This window comes from Rhodopseudomonas sp. BR0C11 (assembly GCF_010820945.1).
Lineage (GTDB): Bacteria > Pseudomonadota > Alphaproteobacteria > Rhizobiales > Xanthobacteraceae > Rhodopseudomonas > Rhodopseudomonas palustris_H.
This window is the reverse complement of the sequence record NZ_QTKI01000009.1, coordinates 1-18,653: the sequence shown is the minus strand read 5'-3', so window position 1 is coordinate 18,653 and position 18,653 is coordinate 1. Positions and strand designations below refer to the sequence as shown.

Sequence of the window (18,653 nt, the reverse complement as noted above, 5' to 3'; positions counted from 1 at the left end):
CGCTCACGACAACCGCTCGACCGCCACGGCAGTCGCTTCGCCGCCGCCGATGCACAGCGAGGCGATGCCGCGCTTGAGGTCGTACTTCTCCAGCGCCGCCAGCAGCGTCACCAGCACGCGCGCACCGGAGGCGCCGATCGGATGACCGAGCGCGCAGGCGCCGCCATGAACGTTGACCTTGTCGTGCGGCAGGCCGAGATCGTGCATCGCCGCCAGCGCCACCACCGCGAACGCCTCGTTGACTTCGAACAGATCGACGTCGGCGAGATTCCAACCGGTGCGTTCGCCGAGCTTGCGGATCGCACCGATCGGCGCGGTGGCGAACAGCGCCGGCTCGTGCGCGTGGGTGGAATGGCCGACGATCGCCGCGAGCGGCTTCAGGCCACGCTTATCGGCTTCGGAACGACGCATCAGCACCAGCGCGGCGGCGCCGTCGGAGATCGACGACGAGTTCGCCGCCGTCACGGTGCCGCCTTCGCGGAACGCCGGCTTCAGCGTCGGGATCTTGTCGAGCTTGGCCTTCAGCGGCTGCTCGTCTGTGGTGACAGTGACTTCGGACTTGCCGGCCTTCAGCGTCACCGGCGTGATCTCGCGCGCGAATGAGCCGTCCTTGATCGCGGCCTGGGCGCGGGTCAGCGAAGTGATGGCGAAATTGTCCTGGGTCTCGCGGGTGAACTGATAGCTTTGCGCGCAGTCCTCCGCGAAGGTGCCCATCAGCCGGCCCTTGTCGTAGGCGTCTTCGAGGCCGTCGAGGAACATGTGGTCGAGCACTCGGCCGTGGCCCATGCGGTAGCCGCCGCGGGCGCGGTCGAGCAGATACGGCGCGTTGGTCATGCTCTCCATGCCGCCCGCCACCGCGACGGTGGCGCTGCCGGCGATCAACAGATCATGCGCGAGCCGCGCCGCCTTCATGCCGGGGCCGCACATCTTGTTCACGGTGGTGCAGCCCGCCGACAGCGGCAGGCCGGCGCCGAGCGAAGCTTGACGGGCCGGTGCCTGGCCCTGACCGGCCGGCAGCACGCAGCCGAACACGACTTCATCGATCGCGTCCGTCTTCAGGCCGGCGCGCTCGACCGCGGCCGAAATCGCGGCCGAGCCGAGCTGGGATGCGGTGGCGTCCTTCAGCTCGCCCTGAAAGCCGCCCATCGGGGTCCGCGCGGAGCCGACGATAACGATAGGATCGTGGGTCATGGGAGTTCTCCCTGCATCTTGGTTTGTTTGATCGAGACGATAGAGGAACGCCGCGCCTCAGCGCGGCGCCATCCGCAGTGCGCCGTCGAGGCGGATCACCTCGCCGTTCAGCATCGTATTCTCGCAGATCGCCTTCACCAGCGCGGCGTATTCGGCCGGCCGGCCGAGCCGCGGCGGGAACGGCACGCTCTTGCCGAGTGCATCCTGCACCGGCTGCGGCATCCCGGCCATCATCGGGGTTTCGAAGATGCCGGGTGCGATCGTCACCACGCGAATGCCGTGCTGCGCCAGCTCGCGCGCGATCGGCAGCGTCATCGCGGCGACACCGCCCTTGGAGGCCGAGTAAGCCGCCTGCCCGATCTGGCCGTCGAACGCCGCGACCGAGGCGGTGTTGATGATCACCCCGCGCTCGCCTTCGGCGTCCGGCTGTTCCTTGCTCATCGCCTCGGCGGCGAGCCGGATCATGTTGAAGCTGCCGACCAGGTTGATGGTAATCGCCCGGGCGAAGCTGTCGAGCTTGTGCGGGCCGTTGCGGCCGAGCACCTTTTCGCCCGGTGCTACGCCGGCGCAGTTCACCAGCCCGTTGACGTGACCGAACACGTCCTGGGCCAGCTTCACCGCGGCCTCGGCGTCCTCAGCCTTGGTGACGTCGGTGGCGAGAAAGCGGAAGCTGGCACCGAGTTCCTGTTCGAGCTTGGCGCCGGCCTCGGCATTGAGATCGAGGCCGACCACCTTGGCGCCGCCGGCGACCAGCGTGCGGGCGGTGGCGGCGCCGAGACCCGAGGCGGCACCGGTGACCAGGAAAACGCGATCAGTAATGTTCATGGCGATTTAATCCGTCTCTCAAGCTGCAGAAGAAGTGCCCTGGGCCGCGCCCGCCGGCTCGGTGTCGCGCTTGCGCAGAATGAAGCGCTGCAGCTTGCCGCTCGGCGTCTTCGGGAGTTGCTCCAGGAATTCGATCTCGCGCGGATAGGCGTGCGCGGAGAGCCGCTTCTTGACGTACTGCCGCAGCTCCTCGGCCAGCGCCTCGCTCGGCGTCACGTCCTTGGCGAGCACCACATAGGCTTTGACGATCTCGGTGCGCTCGGGATCGGGCTTACCGATCACCGCCGCCTCGATCACCGCCGCATGCTCGATCAGCGCGCTCTCGACATCGAACGGGCCGATGCGATAGCCCGACGAGGTGATGACGTCGTCGGCGCGGCCGACGAAGCTGATCGACCCATCCGGCTCCAGCTCGACGGTGTCGCCGGTGCGGTAATAACCGCCTTCGATCGCCGGCGTCTCCTGCTGCCAATAGCCGGAGAACCACATCAGCGGCGAGCGCTTCAGATCGACACTCAGCACGCCCGGCACGTTCGGCGGCAGTTCCTTGCTCTGCTCGTCGAGCACCGCGACGCGGAAGCCCGGCATCGCCAGCCCAGCAGAGCCGGGATGCACGGTGTGGCGCAGCCGGTGGTGGTTGTTGACCACCATGCCGAGTTCGGTCTGGCCATAGTGATCGTGGATCGGCGCCGCGAGATGCTCGGCGAACCAGCGGATCACTTCCGGATTGAGCGGCTCGCCGGCGCTGCTGACGACGCGAAGCTGGCCCTTCACCGGCGCCGCGGCTTCCGGACCCGCCGCGATCAGCAGCCGATACGCAGTCGGCGCTCCGGCCAGATTGGTGATGCCGCGGCGCTTGATCAGGCCGTAGGTGCTCTCGGCGGTGAACGGACCGTCGTAGAAGGTGGTGGCGTGGCCGTGCAGCAGCGGACCGGTCACCGCGTAGTACAGGCCGTAGGCCCAGCCGGGATCGGCGATGTTCCAGAAGATGTCGCCCGCGCGCAGGTCGACCGCGTCGCGGATGTACGAATAGAACGCCGGCAGCGCGTTGATCGGCACCGGCACGCCCTTCGGCAGGCCGGTGGTGCCGGAGGTCGACATCATCAGGAACAGATCGGTGCCCTTGCGCAGCACCGGCGCGAATTCGGTCGATTGCGCCGCGATCTCGGCATGGAAATCGAGATCGCCGAGCGGCGCGGTCTCGCCCGGCCGCAGCACGATCGCCACAGTCGGGCAATCGGCGACGTCGGCGAGCTTGGCGCGGTTGGCCAGATCGGTGACCACCAGCTTGGCGGCGCTCATCTTGACGCGGTGCTCGATCGCCTTGGGACCGAACGCGGTGAACAGCGGCTGATACACCGCGCCAGCGCGCCAGGTGCCGAGGATCAGCGCCAGCAGCTCGGGCGTGCGCGGCAGCATGCCGGCGACGACGTCGCCGGGCTTCACGCCCTGCGCGACCAGCAGATTGGCCACCCGCGCCGCATAGTCCTTCATCTCGGCAAAGCTGAAGGACGCGGTGCGGCCGTCCTGGCTTTCCCAATCCAGCGCCGTGCCGCCGCCGGCGACGTGACGGTCGCAGCATTCGATGCAGACGTTGATGCCGGTCGCGAAATTGCCGTCGAACAGGGCTTCGAGGTCCTCGCGGCGAAACCGCGCCAGGACGTCGGCATAATCTTCAGTGGCTGCGACCGCAGGATGGGCGTTGCTCATGGTGTTTCTTCCCCTGCCCTCGTTGTTGGCACGAGGGGCTGACGCGAATGGATTCACGGCCGCGGATTAAGCGGCGGAGCCCTGTGGCTTTCTAGGACCAAATTGACCTAGATTTGTGATCGGTTTTGCCACTTTCCAGGAAGGAGTGGACGGATGGAGCGGCGGACGATCGCGCCCCTGTTCGTGGAAGAGGTCGCCGACTGCCTGCGCCGGGCCGGCGTTGCACCGGGGCCAGTGTTCGCGGCTGCCGGCCTGCCCGAGGTGGTGCGGGAGCGCGTCTCAGCGGCGCAGTTCGGCGCGCTGTGGCTGGCGGTCGCGGCGGCGATGGACGACGAGTTCTTCGGCCTCGGCGGGCGGCCGATGCGGCCGGGCTCGTTCACACTGCTGTGCCACGCGGTGCTGAACGCCGGCACTCTGCGGCAGGCCCTGAACCGCGCGCTTCGGTTTCTGAAGGTGGCGCTGGACGATCCTTACGGCGAGCTACAGGTCGAAGGCGACCTCGCCCGCATCGTGCTGCACGACAAAGCCGCGCCGCGTTCGGCCTTCGCGTATCGCACCTTCTGGATCGTGGTGCATGGCATCGCGTGCTGGCTGGTCGGCCGCCGGCTGCCGCTGCGCCGGGTCGATTTCGCCTGCGGCCCGCCGGCGGTCGCCGCCGACTATCGCTCGTTCTTTGGCGCGCCGGTGCGCTTCGGTCAGCCGCAAAGCGCGCTGGCGTTCGATGCCAGCTACCTCGATCTGCCCACCACGCGCACTGAGCGGGCGCTGAAGGAGTTTCTGCGGCTGGCGCCGGCCAACATCCTGGTGCGCTATCGCCACGACGCCACCCTCACCGCCGCGATCCGAACTACGCTACGCGCCAAGCCGCCGACGGCGTGGCCGAACTTCGAGACCCTGGCGAAGCAGATGAGGATCCCGGCCTCGACGCTGCGCCGCAGGCTGCGCGCCGAGGGACAGACCTATCAGACCATCAAGGACGAGATCCGCCGCGCACTGGCGATCCGCTGGCTCGCCGAGAACGAAAAACCGGTCGGCGATATCGCTGCGGATCTCGGTTTCGCCGAGCCCAGCGCGTTTCATCGCGCATTCCGGAAATGGATGGCGCGTAGCCCCGGCGCCTTCCGCCGCGAAACCCGCGCTGGGTGAGAGATCGTCTAACTGGCGGGCGAGTCAGCGGCGCGCGCGGGCGATGAATTCAACGAGGCCGGAGACACCGAGCTTGGCGTAGATGCGCTTGATCTGCGATCGGATCGTGCCGATCGACACGCCGCGAAGCTGTGCGATTTCGGCCGGCCGGCGGCCGCTGAGGAGTTCGGTTGCGACGTCGCGCTCCGCCGCGGTGAGTAGCACGGCGATGTCGGGCAGCAACTCCACCGAATGCTGCACCGTCAGCGGCCGGATCACCGCCATCGCGGCCGCACCGGTCAGTGCCTGCTGGTCCGCGGCAGCGATCGCCGTGAGCCGCAGATGGACGGCGGCATCGTGTGGACCGGTGATCGAGATCGCGCAACTGCCGGAGCACGGCGCGCGGACGTTCCGTCGCGTGACGCAGTCGATACACGGCTGCAGATCGTGGTCGATGTCGACGGCGCTGCCGAGCCGCGGGCATTCGGCGACCGCGCTCGACGTCTTGCTGCGACGCAGCCGCTCCATCTGGACGGTGAGCGGTGATCCGTTCGACAGCAGCGTCTCGGCGCAGGGCGAGATGCTGATGCAGCGCCCATCGCCGCCAAGCACCACGGTGTGAACCGACACCGCGTCGAGCGTCTCGACCATGACGCGAACAGCGTCGTCGATCCGAGAAGCATCACTCACGATCGTCACCACGTCCCCACTGCGCCAGACAGCGTCACCGACGCCTGCCCGCACTCCGCAGTTGAACAACATCTGATGCGATTGAAAATCAACCCGGACGATTTGCCACACCCAGGAATCGGCGTCGCATCATGCGAACTCGCCGACATCCGCAGCGACGATGTGTGTGAGAAGAAGAATTGTACGACAGCAGACGAAGAGCGCTCCTCGCCTGCGCCTGTTGCGTCGCGCCGCTTAGGCGCGCCTGCGCATGCCGAGCGCTTCGCTGTTGCGCATCGCCAGCAGCGCCGCCTGGGTCCGGTTGGCGACGTTGAGCTTCTGGATGATGCCCGCCACCTGCGACTTGATGGTGAACTCGCTCATGTCGCGTTCTTTCGCGATCTGGCGATTGCTCTTGCCGCTGGCGAGATAAGGCAGCAGCTCCAGTTGCGACGGCGTCAGCTCGCTGAACACGTCGTGCTCTTCGACCGGCGGCTTGGCAATGGTCAGTGTCGGCGTGCGGTCATGCGAGGCCGCGAGAGCCTCGACGATCGCACCGCGTACCGCCCCGATCATCGCAGCTTCCGCTTGAGCTGCGGCAGCAGCGCCCTGCCCGATCATCAGCGCCGACAGCTCCTGCCGGCCGCCGAGCAGCACCGACACGTCGATATGCAGCACAACGATCGCGTCGGGATCATCTTCGCTCGGCGTCGCGACGATCAGAAAATGCTTCCGCTCGCCGGCTTCCTCGCGCCAGCTGACGGTCGAGAAGAAGTCGATGCTCTTCTCGGCGAGGCTCTTGAAGCCGCGCAACAGCTCCAGCGAATGCCGATCCGGACGAATGCAGGCATCGAAATAGCTCTTGCCGAGCTTGCTCTTCGCCTTCGACGTGGCGGGCGCGCCGGTCTCTTCGCTGGACTCGAGAATCTTGCCGTCGCGATCAATCACAAGGGCGCTGATACCGACCCCTTTGATGATCTTCGAGAGCTGCGATCCCAACATGATGTGCGAATGTCTGACCGGATGTTGAAACGTCTCCGCGCACAACCGAATCGCGCGAGACCTCGTAAATTTACGGGAAGCTAGAGCGAGCCCGAGAGAGTCGTCATCCCCACTTTTGGTGATGCAGGGCTACCCTGCATGGCTGCGCGACTGCCCCGCGCGATAGCGACGACGATCGCGGACGAATTCGACCGAGGGCTGAACCTCGCGCGTGCCCTGCTTGATCGGAGCCGGTTCAGACTCGTCTGCCGACCAACCCGGATCGGTCTCGTCGAGCAGATCGCGATACACCTTCAGCGCGGCATAGAGCCGATCTTCAGCGATCGCCTTGCCAGCCTTGTCGACGGCCTGCGCAGCCGCCGGCATCTCCGCCAGCAGGCGCTCGGCCGCTTCTAAATAGGATTCGATAGTTGCGCCATCGCGGCGCAGATAAAGCTTCTGAAGCCGCAGATACACCTGCCTCAGAGCGGTGTCGGCGCGGTCTTCCTGAATCGTATTGGCCTGGCGCAGCACCGGCGCAATGCCCTCGATCGAGAACGTCGACGATTCCGTCCATCCGTTGACCAGCGTCAGACCGCCGATTTCGATCCGCTCGAACGGCTTCAACGTGATCTTCAGTCCGGATGACCCCTTCCGCCGCGGCGACTTGGCGGCGAGGATTTCGGTCATCTCGGTCAACGGCATCTGGTCTCTCCTCGATTTAGAAGAAGAACAGGCCGGCGACGTTTCCGCCGCCGGCCCGTTCGTTGTCGTTAGCGCAGCAACTGCAGGACGCCCTGCTGCGACTGGTTGGCCAGCGACAGCGCCGACACCGCGATCGACTGGCGGGTCGACAGCGCCTGGCTGTTCGCCGCTTCCTCGTTGGTGTCAGCCAACGTCAGGTTGGCCGAGCCGGTCTGCAGCACGTTGATCAGGCTCTTCGAGAAGTCCTGACGCGCCTGCACCACCGACAGGTTCGAACCGAACGCCGAAGCCTGCGACCGCAGCGTGGTCGAGGCGGTGCTCAGCTTGCTCAGCACGGCGTTGGTGGCGTTGTTGTCGATGAAGTCGACGCCCGAGGCCAAATTCGACAGGCCGAGGCCGGTCGGGTCGAAGGTGACGCCCTGGATCGAGATCGTCGACTTGCCGGTTTCGTTGAACACCAGCTTCAGGTTGTCGCCGTTCAGCAGGTTGACGCCGTTGAACGAAGCATCCTGAGCCGTGGTCTTGATCTGGTTCAGGATGTCGTTGAACTGCTTGACCAGGCCCGCGCGGGTGTTCTGCGCGTTGACGTCCGCGACCGGCGCCTGAGGCGTCGTGAAGGTCAGCGTGGTCAGCGCAGTACCGCCGAGCACGCCACCTTCGTTGCCGCCCATGGTGTGGGAAGCGTAGTCGTTGGAGGTCGAGATCGTCAGCTTGCCGGAGGCGTTGTCGATCGACGCCGTCAGGTTGTTGGCGGCCAGCGCGACGTTGAGCTGGGCCAGCGACTTGACGGTGCCGTTGGTGCCATCACCGAAGGTGACGTTGACGCCCGCACCGCCGTTGAAGGAGGTGAAGCTCAGCGTCTTGCCGTTCAGGCTGCCGGCGCTCGCACCGCGGGTCGCGGAGAACGAGCTGTCGGTGCCGCTCGGGCCGGTCAGGCCGAGCGCCGACATGGCGTTGCCGGTGCCGGTGATGCTGAGGTCGGACTGCAGACCAGTCGAGAGCTTCAGCATGCCGCTGGTGATCGATGAGTTGGCCGCACCGCTCGCGGTGGAGATCACCGCGCCGGCATTGCCGAGGGTCGCCTTACGCACGCCGGTGGCGAGGTCGACCGCCTTCAGCACGTCGTCGAGGGTGCCCTTCTGCAGGTACACTGTCGAGTTGCCGTTGCCGTCGGTTTCGACGTTGCCGGAGATGCCGGTGTGCGATGCAGAGGCGCTCGGCACCGCTGCGTTCTTGAACGTGATGGTGTGGCCGTTCACGTTCAGGGTCGAGCCGTCCGCGATCAGCGTACCCAGCGTGGTGCCGTCGGTGGTGCGCTGCTTGGTGAGGGTCAGCGGGCCCGAGCCGGTCGCAGTGGTCAGGCCGAGGTTCTTGAGCAGATCGGTCGGACCGGTCAGATTGAGGTCGGCGCCCGACGAGCTGTTGATGGTGACGATGCCACCGGAGACAGACGACGGGGTCTGGCCGGCGCTGGTCGAGATCGTCGCCACGCCGTTCGAGATCGTGGCCGACTTCACGCCATTGGCGAGATCGATCGCAGTCAGAACGTCACCCACGGTCGCGTTGGTGAAGTTGCTCTGATCGCCGAGATAGATCGTCGAGTTGCCGTTGCCGTCGGTACCGATGCGGCCGAGAACGCCAGTGCCGGAGGCAATGTTGTTACCCTGCGGGGCATCGGAGGTCTTGAAGGTGATGGTCTTGCCGTTCACCGACAGCGTGGTGCCGTCAGCAATCGCCGTCGAGGACAGACCGCCGTGGCTGTTGAACAGCTGGGTCGAGCCCGAGATGTTCGCCGCCGCGCTGGTGGCTGCCGCGGTGTCGACCTTGAAAGTGGTCTTGTCAGTCTGATTGCCTAGTCCGAGCTTAGCAAGAACCGCACCGCCCGCATTGTCGCTGATGGTCAGCGGGCTGGTGGTGCCCGAATGCAGCTCCAGCTTGCCGGCGGTGACGGCCGACGCGTTGGTCGTGTTGTTGTTCATCGCATCGATGGTCTTGGTCAGGGCCGTCAGGTCCTGATCGAGGCCGATCGTGTAGTTGCCTTCGGAATCCGCCTTCGCCGTACCAGCGGTGACGAAGGTGACGGTCTTGCCGTTGACGGTGATCGCGTCGCCGGAAGCAGGGCCGGTCGCTGTGGCGGTCAGACCGTTGGTCAGATCGCTGATCTTGCTGGCGCCGGTCGCCGAGCCGCTGGCAGTGCCGATGGTCAGCGCACTGCCGAGTGCGGTGTTGTCGGCGGCACCGACGACGGTGACGGCGGTCGCCGCAGCGATGCTGACGGCAACGCCGCCCAGCAGGTCGGTGGCGGAGGCAGTGGTGGTGCCGCCGGCGGTGCCGTCGAACACCACGTTGCTGCTCGCAACGGCGTTGCTGAAGCTCTGGGTGCCGCGGAGGTCGTCAGCGGTAGCGCCGGAGATGGTCGCCGACACGTTCGACTTGGTGGCGTAGCCCGCGACGGTCTGCAGAGCCTGGTTGGCGATCGACTTGGCACTGTCCACCAGCTTGTTCAGCGAGGTGATACCGGTGTTGGCGGCCTGCAGGATTTGCACGCCGTTGCCGATGCCATCGAGGAGGTTGTTGATGTCGCTGGCGCGGCTGTCGAGCGAAGCAGCGGTGAAGAAGTTGGTCGGATTATCGAGCGCCGTGTTCACCTTCTTGCCGGACGAGAGGCGGCTTTGGGTGGTGGCGAGCAAGTCAGCCGTGGCCTGGAGCGAAGAAAGATTTTGGCGGACGGCGTTGGAAAGAACGATACCGGACATGGACGTTTGCCTTTCTGGGCAATGGCGTGTCGTTGCGCCGAACTTTTCTGTCGGCCCTGCATCTTCAAATTCGCGCCGGAAAGGATCGTTGAACCGTCAAACGTCCAGATGGACGTCGCCTTCACCCATTCGGACGCGCAGGCGGTAAGCTGAGATTTACGGGTGACGCGCGGCTCGGACTGAGATGTCGGAAGCGCAAATGCGCAATCAGAAGCGAGCTTCGCGAAGAGCGGAAACGCTCGTCACTGCGAAGCAACGCACCGCTTGTTCGGCGACGGTTGGGGCAATGGATGAAAGAGCGATGAGTTACGCGCCTGTGCGATGATCGCGGCGACGCGACAGTCTACCGAGATCGTCAGCTCGGGCTTTGCGTACCCAATCAGTACGCCGCGCGGGCCGTTCGGGTCGGCGGGCGCCGCGCTGGCGATGCAAGGAACAACTCTCGACGGCAGGCCTCGGCGAAGGGCTGCAGCAGATCGTATTTGTCGACGTCCAGCGTCTTGCGATCGTGCAGATCCAGCGGCGGCCGGAAGTAGATCTCGACGATCGCTTCGATCACCCGCTCTGCCTCCTGGATCGTGTCAGCCGCAGCGAACAGCCGCAGCTTGCCGATCACCGCGTAGATGCCGATCATCTTGGTTGGATCGTCGAGCGAGTGCACCAGCGCATCGACATAAAGCTTGGACGCCTGGTCGATGAACTCGCCGAAGATCCGTTCGCGGCGGGTGTTCTCCTGCGCGATGCGCGCGGTCTGCTCCTGATGGCTCTGCGTCAGCCACGCGGTGGCCAACGAGGCCAACCCGCCGATCGCCGAGCCGGCAAGCGCGGCCAGTGCCGAGATCGAGGCGCCGGTCATGACGGCTGCTTGGCTCCCGACGCGTTCGGCTGATCAGGGCTGCCCGGGCGGAGCGGCGCCGGCCGGCGCAACCGCGCTCCGGGCGGTTCGAGCACCACTTCTTTGAAGTCGTCCCCGGCCAGCACCACGATGACGAATTTGAGCCGACCCCGCTCGATCTGCAACTCGCCGAGCACGGCCCGGCCGCGCGCCGAACGCTCGGCGACCGCAACCGCCTCGGACATTCCAGGTCCGACCGCGTCCAGCGTCGCCATCTCGGCCCGCTCATCTCCATCGGCGTCCTTCCGCGGCGGCGACGGATGGTCGCTGACGATCAAGCCGGAATCGGCGGAGACCACGCTCTCCCACACTTGGCCGTCGCGCGCGGCGCGAACCCGATAGATCAGCCCCTCGGCCGCAAGGTCGGTCTCGATCCGCAGGCTCTTGGTGCCAGGATGGCGCTGCTCCGCAATACCGAGCGCCTGTCGCAGCGTCACCGGCGCGGCGCGCACCAGATCGAGCTTATGCCCGTCCTGCACCTCGTCGGAGGTTGCCGCGCCGGCCTCAGGACCGGCCATCGGCGCGCTGGACGCTGCGGCCCAACTGGCTGCCGGCTGTGCCAAGCACAGGATGAGACCAAACGCGGAGATCAACGCGGGACGCATGGAATTTGGCTCCGGCCCTCAGGCCGTACAGGGAATGACGCCCGCCGGGACGAAAACAAGAAACGCGACCGATCACATGGGGCGGCAGGTGATCGGTCGCGCGCGGCCGCTCGACGGCGGCGGGAGTACGGCCATCTTGCAAGCCACGAGGCGCTGGGGCGCCACAACGATACGGTACCAGTTCGTTTCGTTTTGTCAAACACCGGACCGAGGAACGATGTGGACCAAGTCACAAGATCAGCGATAGCCAGACCGGCGCGATCGCCGAGAGCGGCGGAGATTCGGCAGGCGATCTCAAGCGATTAGGTAGTTCGGAGAGACGGCGCTGGCCGATCATCGACCGCGCTCACACGTCCGCGTGATCAGCGTCGCACAACGGCGAGCGCAGCAGCAGGAGCTCCCCTCGATGGTAACTCAGTATAGTTCGCGAGGGCGCCGCATCACCGCCCCTGAACGACGTCGCGAACTTCGCAGCCTTACGGATCGACCGGCTTGATGCCGTTGACGAACAGTTTGACCGCGAGACGGAGTTGACGCTCGCGGTACTTCTCGTCGATCGGGATGCCGAACATCGTCAGCCGCGTCAGCGGACCCACGACGATGTTGAGGAACGTCTCGGCCGCCACCATGCTGTCGGGGACGCGAACGAGGCCCTGTTCGATCAGGTGGTCGAACAGGCGCGCCAGAGTCGCGACCGCCCGCCCCCACCCTTCCTCATGCGCAAGCCGCGCCAAATCAGGGAAATTCGCCGCCTGGAACGACAGCGTGCGCATGATCGCGATAACTTCCGGCCTGATGCCGATCTCCTGCACCTGGCGTCCGATGTTGAGGAACCAGTTCTCCAGCGATCCATTCGATGGATTGTTGCGACGCTCTTCGACACCATGCGACAGCGGCGCCATCCAGCGTTCGATCTCCCGCCGCAGCGCCGCTTCGAACAGGCCACGCTTGTCGGTGTAGCGCGAATAGACGGTGAGCTTTGAGACCCGCGCTTCCTCAGCGACGGCATCGATCGTGGTGGCATCGAACCCGCGTTCCATGAACAAGCGGGTGGCCACATCGAGCAGCCTGAGGTCGCGTTGGAGAGCGGCGGTGCGCGTCGGGCGCCCTCCGCGGGATTTGGTGGTGCGTTCCTTTGCAGCGGTGTTTTTCGCTGCGGACTTCAACATTGCTTGCGGTGCCTCCGGTGGTCTCGAGTTGGAAACATTATAACCTGCTCCTGCCCTATATCTACACGACCAACGCAGCTTTGTCAGGAAACACCCTATCGACTTCCAAAAAACAAAACGTTATCGTTCTATTAGGCGATATGATCGAGTTCCGGCGCGGTCGCGGCTTGCCCGCCTGCGGTTGGACGTCTTCGTGAAGGTCGAAGGTCTACAGCATGTCTATGAGCGCGAGCGAAAGCGACGAGGTCATTTGGATCCGGCAAAAGCGCGACGAGATCGATCTGCTCGCCTCCTCGCTCGGGCGCTGGGCCGCCCACCTCGACCGTGACGGCCGCACCGATGCGCATCGGGCGGTCGCGGAGCTGCTGTCGATCCGCACCGTGTTCGCCGAGCGTTTGGACGCGCTCTCGACCCATCCGACGATCCCGCCGCAGATCGCCGAAATCACCCTCGCCCGCCTGTCCGACGAATGGGCCAAGGCCGACGACGAGATCCGCTCGTTCCTGTTCGCCCGCTGCGGCACATGTCCCAGCTCGGCCGAGCGTGACGACGACCGGGCTCAACAGCGCGATGCCATCCAGGCGTCGCTGGAACGGCTGCGTCAGGAATCGCGCGCTGCGATCGATCAGGCCAAGCGCGACCTCGACATCACCGTCAGCCGGATCGCCTCGGAGCAGGTCCGTCTCGGCACCTTCTCGACCACGAGTGACAAGGCGCTGAAAACCATCAAGGCGAGCTTCGAGCGGACCCGGACGCTGCACGACCAAACTTGGGAACGGGTCGCAGAACTGCTCAGCGAGCTATGAGCCCGGTCCCCTCCTGATCAGCACTGCCACCGGCAAAATACTTTCGTCTTTCGTCTAATTCAGGGTTATCAGCGACGAAATCGCACACCAGAACTGCGTCCCTAGACCAAATCTACAAGTCTGATGCGATTCAATCCGCGCCGGATTTGCTTTAGGGTATCCCGGTCGTGATTGCGTGAGTGCCGATGACTCGAAACTCGTTATCAAGAACATTTCTCGCGCCGTGGCTGCTCGGCGCGACCTTGCTGTTGTTCATCGTCATCGCCGGCGCACTGGTGCTCAACCTGGTGCGGCTCCGGGACAGCTTCGCCTGGGTGCAACAAACCAACAAAGCTCTGCTGGCGATCTCCGCCATCCAGCAGGCCGTGCTCGAAGCTGAGACCAGCGAGCGCGGCTTCCTGCTCACCGGCATCGAGACCTATCGCGACAGTTACATCCGCGCCCGCGACGCCCTCGCCACCCGGCTCGATGGGCTGCGCGCGGTGCTCGCTGATAATCCCGAGCAGATCGCCCATATCGACGAACTGAGGCTGCTGACCGATATGCGCATGGCCCAGCTCGGCCGCGTGGTCGAACTCGGCCCCGACCGGATGCGGGAGGCACTGGACATTCTGGAACAGGCGCGGGTCGACCGGCTGACCGAGCGGATCGAGACCAGCCTGTCGGTGCTGACGCGCGCCGAGCAGCTGCTGCTGATCCAGCGGCTGTCGAAGCACGACCGCGAAAGCCTCGCCGCGGCGCTGATCACCGCCTGTCTGCTGATCCTCGCGGTGGGGAGCGCGGCGATCGCCGCCTTCCTGCTCGAACATCAGCGCGCGGTGACGCGGCAGCAGGAGGCCGACCAGCGGCTGCAAGCGCTGCAGGCCGAGCTGCTGCGGGTCGCGCGGCTCAGCACCATGGGCGAAATGTCGAGCGCGCTGGCGCACGAACTCAATCAGCCGCTCGCCGCCGTCACCAACTACGTCCAAGGCTCGCGGCGACTGATCGAAGCCAGCAGCCATCCCGACAAGAGCAAGATCAGCACCGCACTCGACAAGGCCGCGCAGCAGACGCTGCGCGCCGGGGCGGTGATCCAGCGGCTGCGCGAATTCGTCGGGCGCGGCGAGACCGACAAGACCATCGAAAGCCTGCGCGCAATCGCCGAGGACGCCCTTGCGCTGGCCTCGGTGCTGACCAGAGACCGGCCGGTCGATGTCGCGCTGTCGCTCGATCCTGCGTTCGACCGCGTGCTGGTCGACAAGGTCCAGGTGCAGCAGGTGTTCCTCAACCTGATCCGCAACGCGTTCGAAGCGATGCGCGAACAGCGTGAGCGCAAGCTGACAATCGGCAGCCGCCTGGTCGAAGACGACATGGTCGAAGTCGTGGTCGCCGACAGCGGCCCGGGCCTCGACTCTTTGATCGCCGAGCGGATCTTCCAGCCGTTCGCCACCACCAAGCCGGACGGCATGGGCGTCGGCCTATCGATCTCGCAGACCATCATCCAGGCGCATGGTGGGTCGATCAAGGCCGAGCCCGCGCCCGGCGGCGGCACGCTGTTCCGCTTCACCCTGCCCTGCGCCGACCCGATCCGCCAGCAGATCTCGTTCAGCCCTGCGGCGGAGTAATCGCCGTTTCGTTGCTAACCGCCGGCGCGGTCCAGCACCGGCCGAGCCACGTCGGCTAGCGCCGCAGCGCGCCGGGCGAAGTGATCGTACAATCCGGCAACCGCCGGAGGCGCCAAGGCGCGGCACGCGGCCAAGGTCGTCTGCGAACGCGCGCCGTCACCAGCGGCGAGTGCATCGAGCAGGTCGCGATGCAGCCGCTGCAGTTCGGTGAAGGTGTCCGATGCAGCGAGCGCCTCGTCGCCGGCAAGCGCAAACAGCCGCGCCGGGTGCGACTTGCCTTTCAACCTGATCTCGCCGGCTTCGAGCAGCGCCAGCTTCGGCGCGGCGCGCGCCACCTCTTCGGACACCAACAGATCGGTGCCGAATTCCTTCGAAGCGCTTTCGATCCGCGCTGCGACGTTCACCACATCGCCCATCGCCGAATAGTTGAACCGCCGCGACGAGCCCATGTTGCCGACGCAGGCCGCGCCGGTGTTGAGTCCGATGCCGATCCGCACCACCGGATCGGCGAAGCCGCGGGCGGCGAACCCGAACGCATCGCTGTCGTTGAGCTGTTCGACGATGCTGCGCATCTTCAACGCGGCGTGGCAGGCGCGTAGCGCGTGATCCGGCACGTCGACCGGCGCGTTCCAGAACGCCATGATCGAGTCGCCGATGTACTTGTCGATGGTGCCGAGCTCGTCCTGGATTGCGTCCGACAGCGGCGACAGCAGCGTGTTGATGAAATCCACCAGCTCGGTCGCGCTCAGCGCCTCGGAAATCGGGGTGAAACCGCGCACGTCCATAAACATCACGCTCAGCTCGCGCTGCTCGCCGCCGAGCCGCAGGCCGTCCGGCGTGCGTTCGAGCTGGGCGAGCAGATCCGGCGCCAGATACTGGCCGAACGCCTGGCGCACGAACTTCTTCTCGCGGTCGGATGCAGTGTGCAGCACCCGCTCGACCGCGATGTAGGTCAATAGTGTCGCCAGCGACGGATACACCGGATCGATCAGTAGCCGGAAGTGCGAGAACGCGATCCACGAGCCGCCGATCGCGCCGACGAACACCAGGGCGCAGGCGACCAGCGAGAACCGCGCGCCGGCGATCAGCAACAGCGCCGCGACCAGCGAGCCGAGCAGCAGCGTCATTACGATCTCGAAGCCGTTCGCCCAGTCCGGTCGCTCGAGAAACTCCTGCGACACGATCTGCTCGATCATCTGCGCCTGGATCGCGACGCCCGGCATCACCTGCCCGATCGGCGTGGCGCGGACGTCGCCGAGACCGGATGCGGAGGTGCCGATCAGCACGATGGTGCCTTCGAGCCGGTCGCGCATCTGCTCGTTTTGGGCCGGATCGAGCACGTCCTTGGCCGACACGTAGCGGTCCGCGCGGTCGCGATTGAAATACAGCCAGGCTTCGCCGTCGTGGGTCAGCGGCAGCTTGAACTGGCCGATCCGCATGTCCACCAGCGCGGCATCGCCGACGTCGTCGTCGCCGGACGCACCGGTGCCGCGGATGATGACACCCTTCTGGCCCTGCGCGACGCGCAGCGCCTCGACCGCGAGGCTCGGATACACCCGCGCGCCGTCGGACATCAGCATCGGCAGCCGCCGCACCACGCCGCCACGATCGCTTGCTGACAGATTGATCGCGCCGATCCCGGCCGCCACCGCGTCGAGCTGCGGCAGATTGGAGACAGCGCCGCGGAACGGCGGCAGCACGTTGGCCGGCGCCACGCCGACGAACGCCAGGCCGGTCTTCACCGAGGGCCGCGTGTCGTTCGGACGCTGGCTGGCGGCAAAGCCGAGAACGGTCGGCGTCTGCTGCATCGCTTCGGCGAAGCTGGTGTCGTGATCGGGCAGGCTCTTCAGCAACGCCACGGCGCGATCGCGATCCGGAAGATCGGAGGCATTCAGATCGGCGATCAGCCGCTCAGGCGTGGTGCGGTCCGGTTCGGAGAAAATGATGTCGTAGGCGATCACGCCGGCGCCGAGTTCGCCGAGCCGCTTGGTCAGCGCCGCCAGCCGCGTGCGCGGCCATGGCCACTGGCCGAACGCGGCGAGTGACGCGTCGTCGATATCGACGATCCGCACCGGCAGGTCGTTGCCCGGCGGCCGCGGCGCCAGCCGCTGATACGCGTCGAAGGCGCGCTCCTTGGTTTCGGTCACGATGCGCGGCTCATAGGTCCGCAGCGCCGTGAGCGCGATCAGCGTCGCCAGCGCGGCGAGCACCGCGCGCATGTACTTGCCGCGAAACATCCGCCGCAGCCGAACCCAGCCTCGGGCGGCGCGGCCGAGCAGCGGATGCGTCCCCCGGCTCAGCAGCCGCACGGCACGGCCTCCCGCTCCGCAAGCGAGCAACTCGAACGGGACAGCGGCCACAGCACGGCCGAAGGAACAGGGAACTGGCTCATCACGTCGACGTTAGCAGATCGTAGGCCGGTTCGGGAGCACGCCCGTCCGGTCAAGAGGAGCGCCCCGATGGGACCGCACAGCTCTCGCATGCGCATCGCAACCCCGCTGGCGGTCTTGCTCGCCATTCCGGTCGGTCTTGGCGCCGTCTATGCCGTCCCGCTGATCCACCCCGCCGATCCGCCGCTGCAGCGGCTGGCCGACCAGGCCGCCCTGCAAGGCGTCACCGCGCTGGCCGCCAGCGCGGCCATTTCTCAGGAGCGCAGCACCGCAGTCTCGACCGCAGCCGCCCGCCGCGTTCTCGGAGACCGCAAAGCGACGGTGCAGGCCAGCAGATTGTCCGCGGACGAACTCGAAGTCTCGGTCGAGGTCGTCGATCCCGCCACCCAGCAGCGCGTGCGATCGAGCGCACGCTACGTGCCGCCGAGCTCGGGCCGCATCGATCAGCAGTCGGCAGCGATCGGCCGCCGCGCCGGCCCGCCCGGCCATATGTAGGCGATGGTCGACCGTTACTTCATCTTCGCCGCGAAGATGCCGGCGCCGAGATAGCCCGGGCCGCTGACCGCGAGGCTGCCGCCCATCTCGCCGACCGGGCTCGATACGCCGCGGAAGAACGATCCCACCAGCGCCATATTGCGCGTTCCGACGTTTCCGGCGAGCGATCCGGCGAAGCCTGTAGTTCCCGAGAGCAACGAGACTTGGCCGGCGTAGTTGGTGCCGTCGAGGCCAGTGACACTCACCTGCCCGGTCCGCGCACCGAAATTGACCGTGTTGTTGAAGACGCCGGCCGCGTAATAGACGGCGCCGTCGTTCTGGATCGCTGCGACGGCATGGCCGACATAGCTCGCCTGCCCGCTGAGCGGCACCTCGCCGGCGGTGGGCGGCCGGCCGGCGACCCAGAAGCCATGAGCCCAATCATAATAAGGCCCCTGGTTGCTGCCGCTGCTCCAGAATCCCCACTTGGTGTAGTCGCAATCGCACGGCTGGATGTTGCCGAAGCCCAACGCCGAGCCGTATTGCTGGGCCATCTCGCGGGAGATCGTCACCATCGCGCCGGTCTGGTTGGTGATCGGCGCGTCGTCGATAGTCGACACGATCGCGCCATTCCTGCGGATCGCCGGCCCGGCGGCAAAATTCGACTGGTCGTAGTAGCCGCCTTGCGGGTCTTCACTCGGGTCGAGGAAGCCGAACTGATAGCTGAACGATCCCGGCAGATAATTGC

Annotated in this window: 16 protein-coding genes; 4 read left to right on the top strand and 12 right to left on the bottom strand. The window is 66.1% G+C overall.

Going from position 1 to position 18,653, the window contains the following annotated elements:
• Positions 1–3: 3 nt before the first annotated feature.
• The 3 genes from DYI24_RS02070 to DYI24_RS02060 are packed head-to-tail and all read right to left on the bottom strand — an operon-like array spanning position 4 to position 3,726.
• Positions 4–1,191 (bottom strand): acetyl-CoA C-acyltransferase, encoded by a 1,188-nt coding sequence (locus DYI24_RS02070; protein WP_164571070.1) that lies wholly within the window; start codon positions 1,189–1,191, stop codon positions 4–6.
• A gap of 57 nt (positions 1,192–1,248) precedes the next feature.
• Positions 1,249–2,016 (bottom strand): 3-hydroxyacyl-CoA dehydrogenase, encoded by a 768-nt coding sequence (locus tag DYI24_RS02065; protein ID WP_047307577.1) that lies wholly within the window; start codon positions 2,014–2,016, stop codon positions 1,249–1,251.
• 18 nt (positions 2,017–2,034) lie between these two features.
• Entirely contained in the window at positions 2,035–3,726 is a 1,692-nt protein-coding gene (locus DYI24_RS02060; protein WP_164571069.1) for an AMP-binding protein, read from the bottom strand.
• A gap of 153 nt (positions 3,727–3,879) precedes the next feature.
• Here DYI24_RS02060 and DYI24_RS02055 point away from each other — a divergent pair, with 153 nt between their 5' ends.
• Positions 3,880–4,872, top strand: a complete 993-nt coding sequence (locus DYI24_RS02055) for an AraC family transcriptional regulator (RefSeq protein WP_164571068.1) — start codon at positions 3,880–3,882, stop codon at positions 4,870–4,872.
• A 24-nt stretch (positions 4,873–4,896) separates the two neighbouring features.
• Here DYI24_RS02055 and DYI24_RS02050 read toward each other — a convergent pair whose 3' ends face one another.
• From DYI24_RS02050 to DYI24_RS02020, 7 genes are all read right to left on the bottom strand, one after another.
• The gene (locus tag DYI24_RS02050) at positions 4,897–5,541 is read right to left on the bottom strand and encodes a helix-turn-helix transcriptional regulator (protein ID WP_349627729.1); all 645 of its coding nucleotides are present in this window, start codon (positions 5,539–5,541) and stop codon (positions 4,897–4,899) included.
• Between the two features lie 234 nt (positions 5,542–5,775).
• Positions 5,776–6,522, bottom strand: a complete 747-nt coding sequence (locus DYI24_RS02045; RefSeq protein WP_107344204.1) for a helix-turn-helix transcriptional regulator — start codon at positions 6,520–6,522, stop codon at positions 5,776–5,778.
• A 129-nt stretch (positions 6,523–6,651) separates the two neighbouring features.
• Positions 6,652–7,206 (bottom strand): flagellar biosynthesis repressor FlbT, encoded by a 555-nt coding sequence (locus tag DYI24_RS02040; RefSeq protein ID WP_164571067.1) that lies wholly within the window; start codon positions 7,204–7,206, stop codon positions 6,652–6,654.
• Between the two features lie 68 nt (positions 7,207–7,274).
• Complete coding sequence (locus DYI24_RS02035) at positions 7,275–9,962, bottom strand: DUF1522 domain-containing protein (protein ID WP_164571066.1); 2,688 nt, start codon at positions 9,960–9,962, stop codon at positions 7,275–7,277.
• Between the two features lie 379 nt (positions 9,963–10,341).
• Positions 10,342–10,818 (bottom strand): hypothetical protein, encoded by a 477-nt coding sequence (locus DYI24_RS02030; protein ID WP_107344200.1) that lies wholly within the window; start codon positions 10,816–10,818, stop codon positions 10,342–10,344.
• Positions 10,815–11,375 (bottom strand): PepSY domain-containing protein, encoded by a 561-nt coding sequence (locus tag DYI24_RS02025; RefSeq protein WP_246701127.1) that lies wholly within the window; start codon positions 11,373–11,375, stop codon positions 10,815–10,817. Before DYI24_RS02025 ends, DYI24_RS02030 begins: the two co-directional genes overlap by 4 nt.
• Positions 11,376–11,938: 563 nt before the next feature.
• The gene (locus tag DYI24_RS02020) at positions 11,939–12,520 is read right to left on the bottom strand and encodes a TetR/AcrR family transcriptional regulator (protein ID WP_234820186.1); all 582 of its coding nucleotides are present in this window, start codon (positions 12,518–12,520) and stop codon (positions 11,939–11,941) included.
• Positions 12,521–12,846: 326 nt separating this feature from the next.
• On the opposite strand from DYI24_RS02020, the gene DYI24_RS02015 reads away from it, so the two are divergent.
• Positions 12,847–13,437 carry a hypothetical protein gene (locus DYI24_RS02015; RefSeq protein WP_107355388.1) on the top strand — a complete coding sequence of 197 codons (591 nt, stop codon included), beginning with the start codon at positions 12,847–12,849 and terminating at the stop codon, positions 13,435–13,437.
• A gap of 185 nt (positions 13,438–13,622) precedes the next feature.
• Positions 13,623–15,041 (top strand): sensor histidine kinase, encoded by a 1,419-nt coding sequence (locus DYI24_RS02010; protein ID WP_107344195.1) that lies wholly within the window; start codon positions 13,623–13,625, stop codon positions 15,039–15,041.
• 14 nt (positions 15,042–15,055) lie between these two features.
• Here DYI24_RS02010 and DYI24_RS02005 read toward each other — a convergent pair whose 3' ends face one another.
• A complete protein-coding gene (locus tag DYI24_RS02005; protein WP_164571063.1) occupies positions 15,056–17,350 on the bottom strand; it encodes a CHASE2 domain-containing protein in 2,295 nt (764 codons plus the stop codon).
• A 171-nt stretch (positions 17,351–17,521) separates the two neighbouring features.
• Here DYI24_RS02005 and DYI24_RS02000 point away from each other — a divergent pair, with 171 nt between their 5' ends.
• Positions 17,522–17,926 carry a hypothetical protein gene (locus tag DYI24_RS02000; protein WP_164571062.1) on the top strand — a complete coding sequence of 135 codons (405 nt, stop codon included), beginning with the start codon at positions 17,522–17,524 and terminating at the stop codon, positions 17,924–17,926.
• A gap of 14 nt (positions 17,927–17,940) precedes the next feature.
• Here the strand turns inward: DYI24_RS02000 and DYI24_RS01995 are convergent.
• The coding region (locus tag DYI24_RS01995; protein ID WP_502706325.1) for a HupA family protein at positions 17,941–18,653 on the bottom strand (713 nt) is incomplete at its 5' end.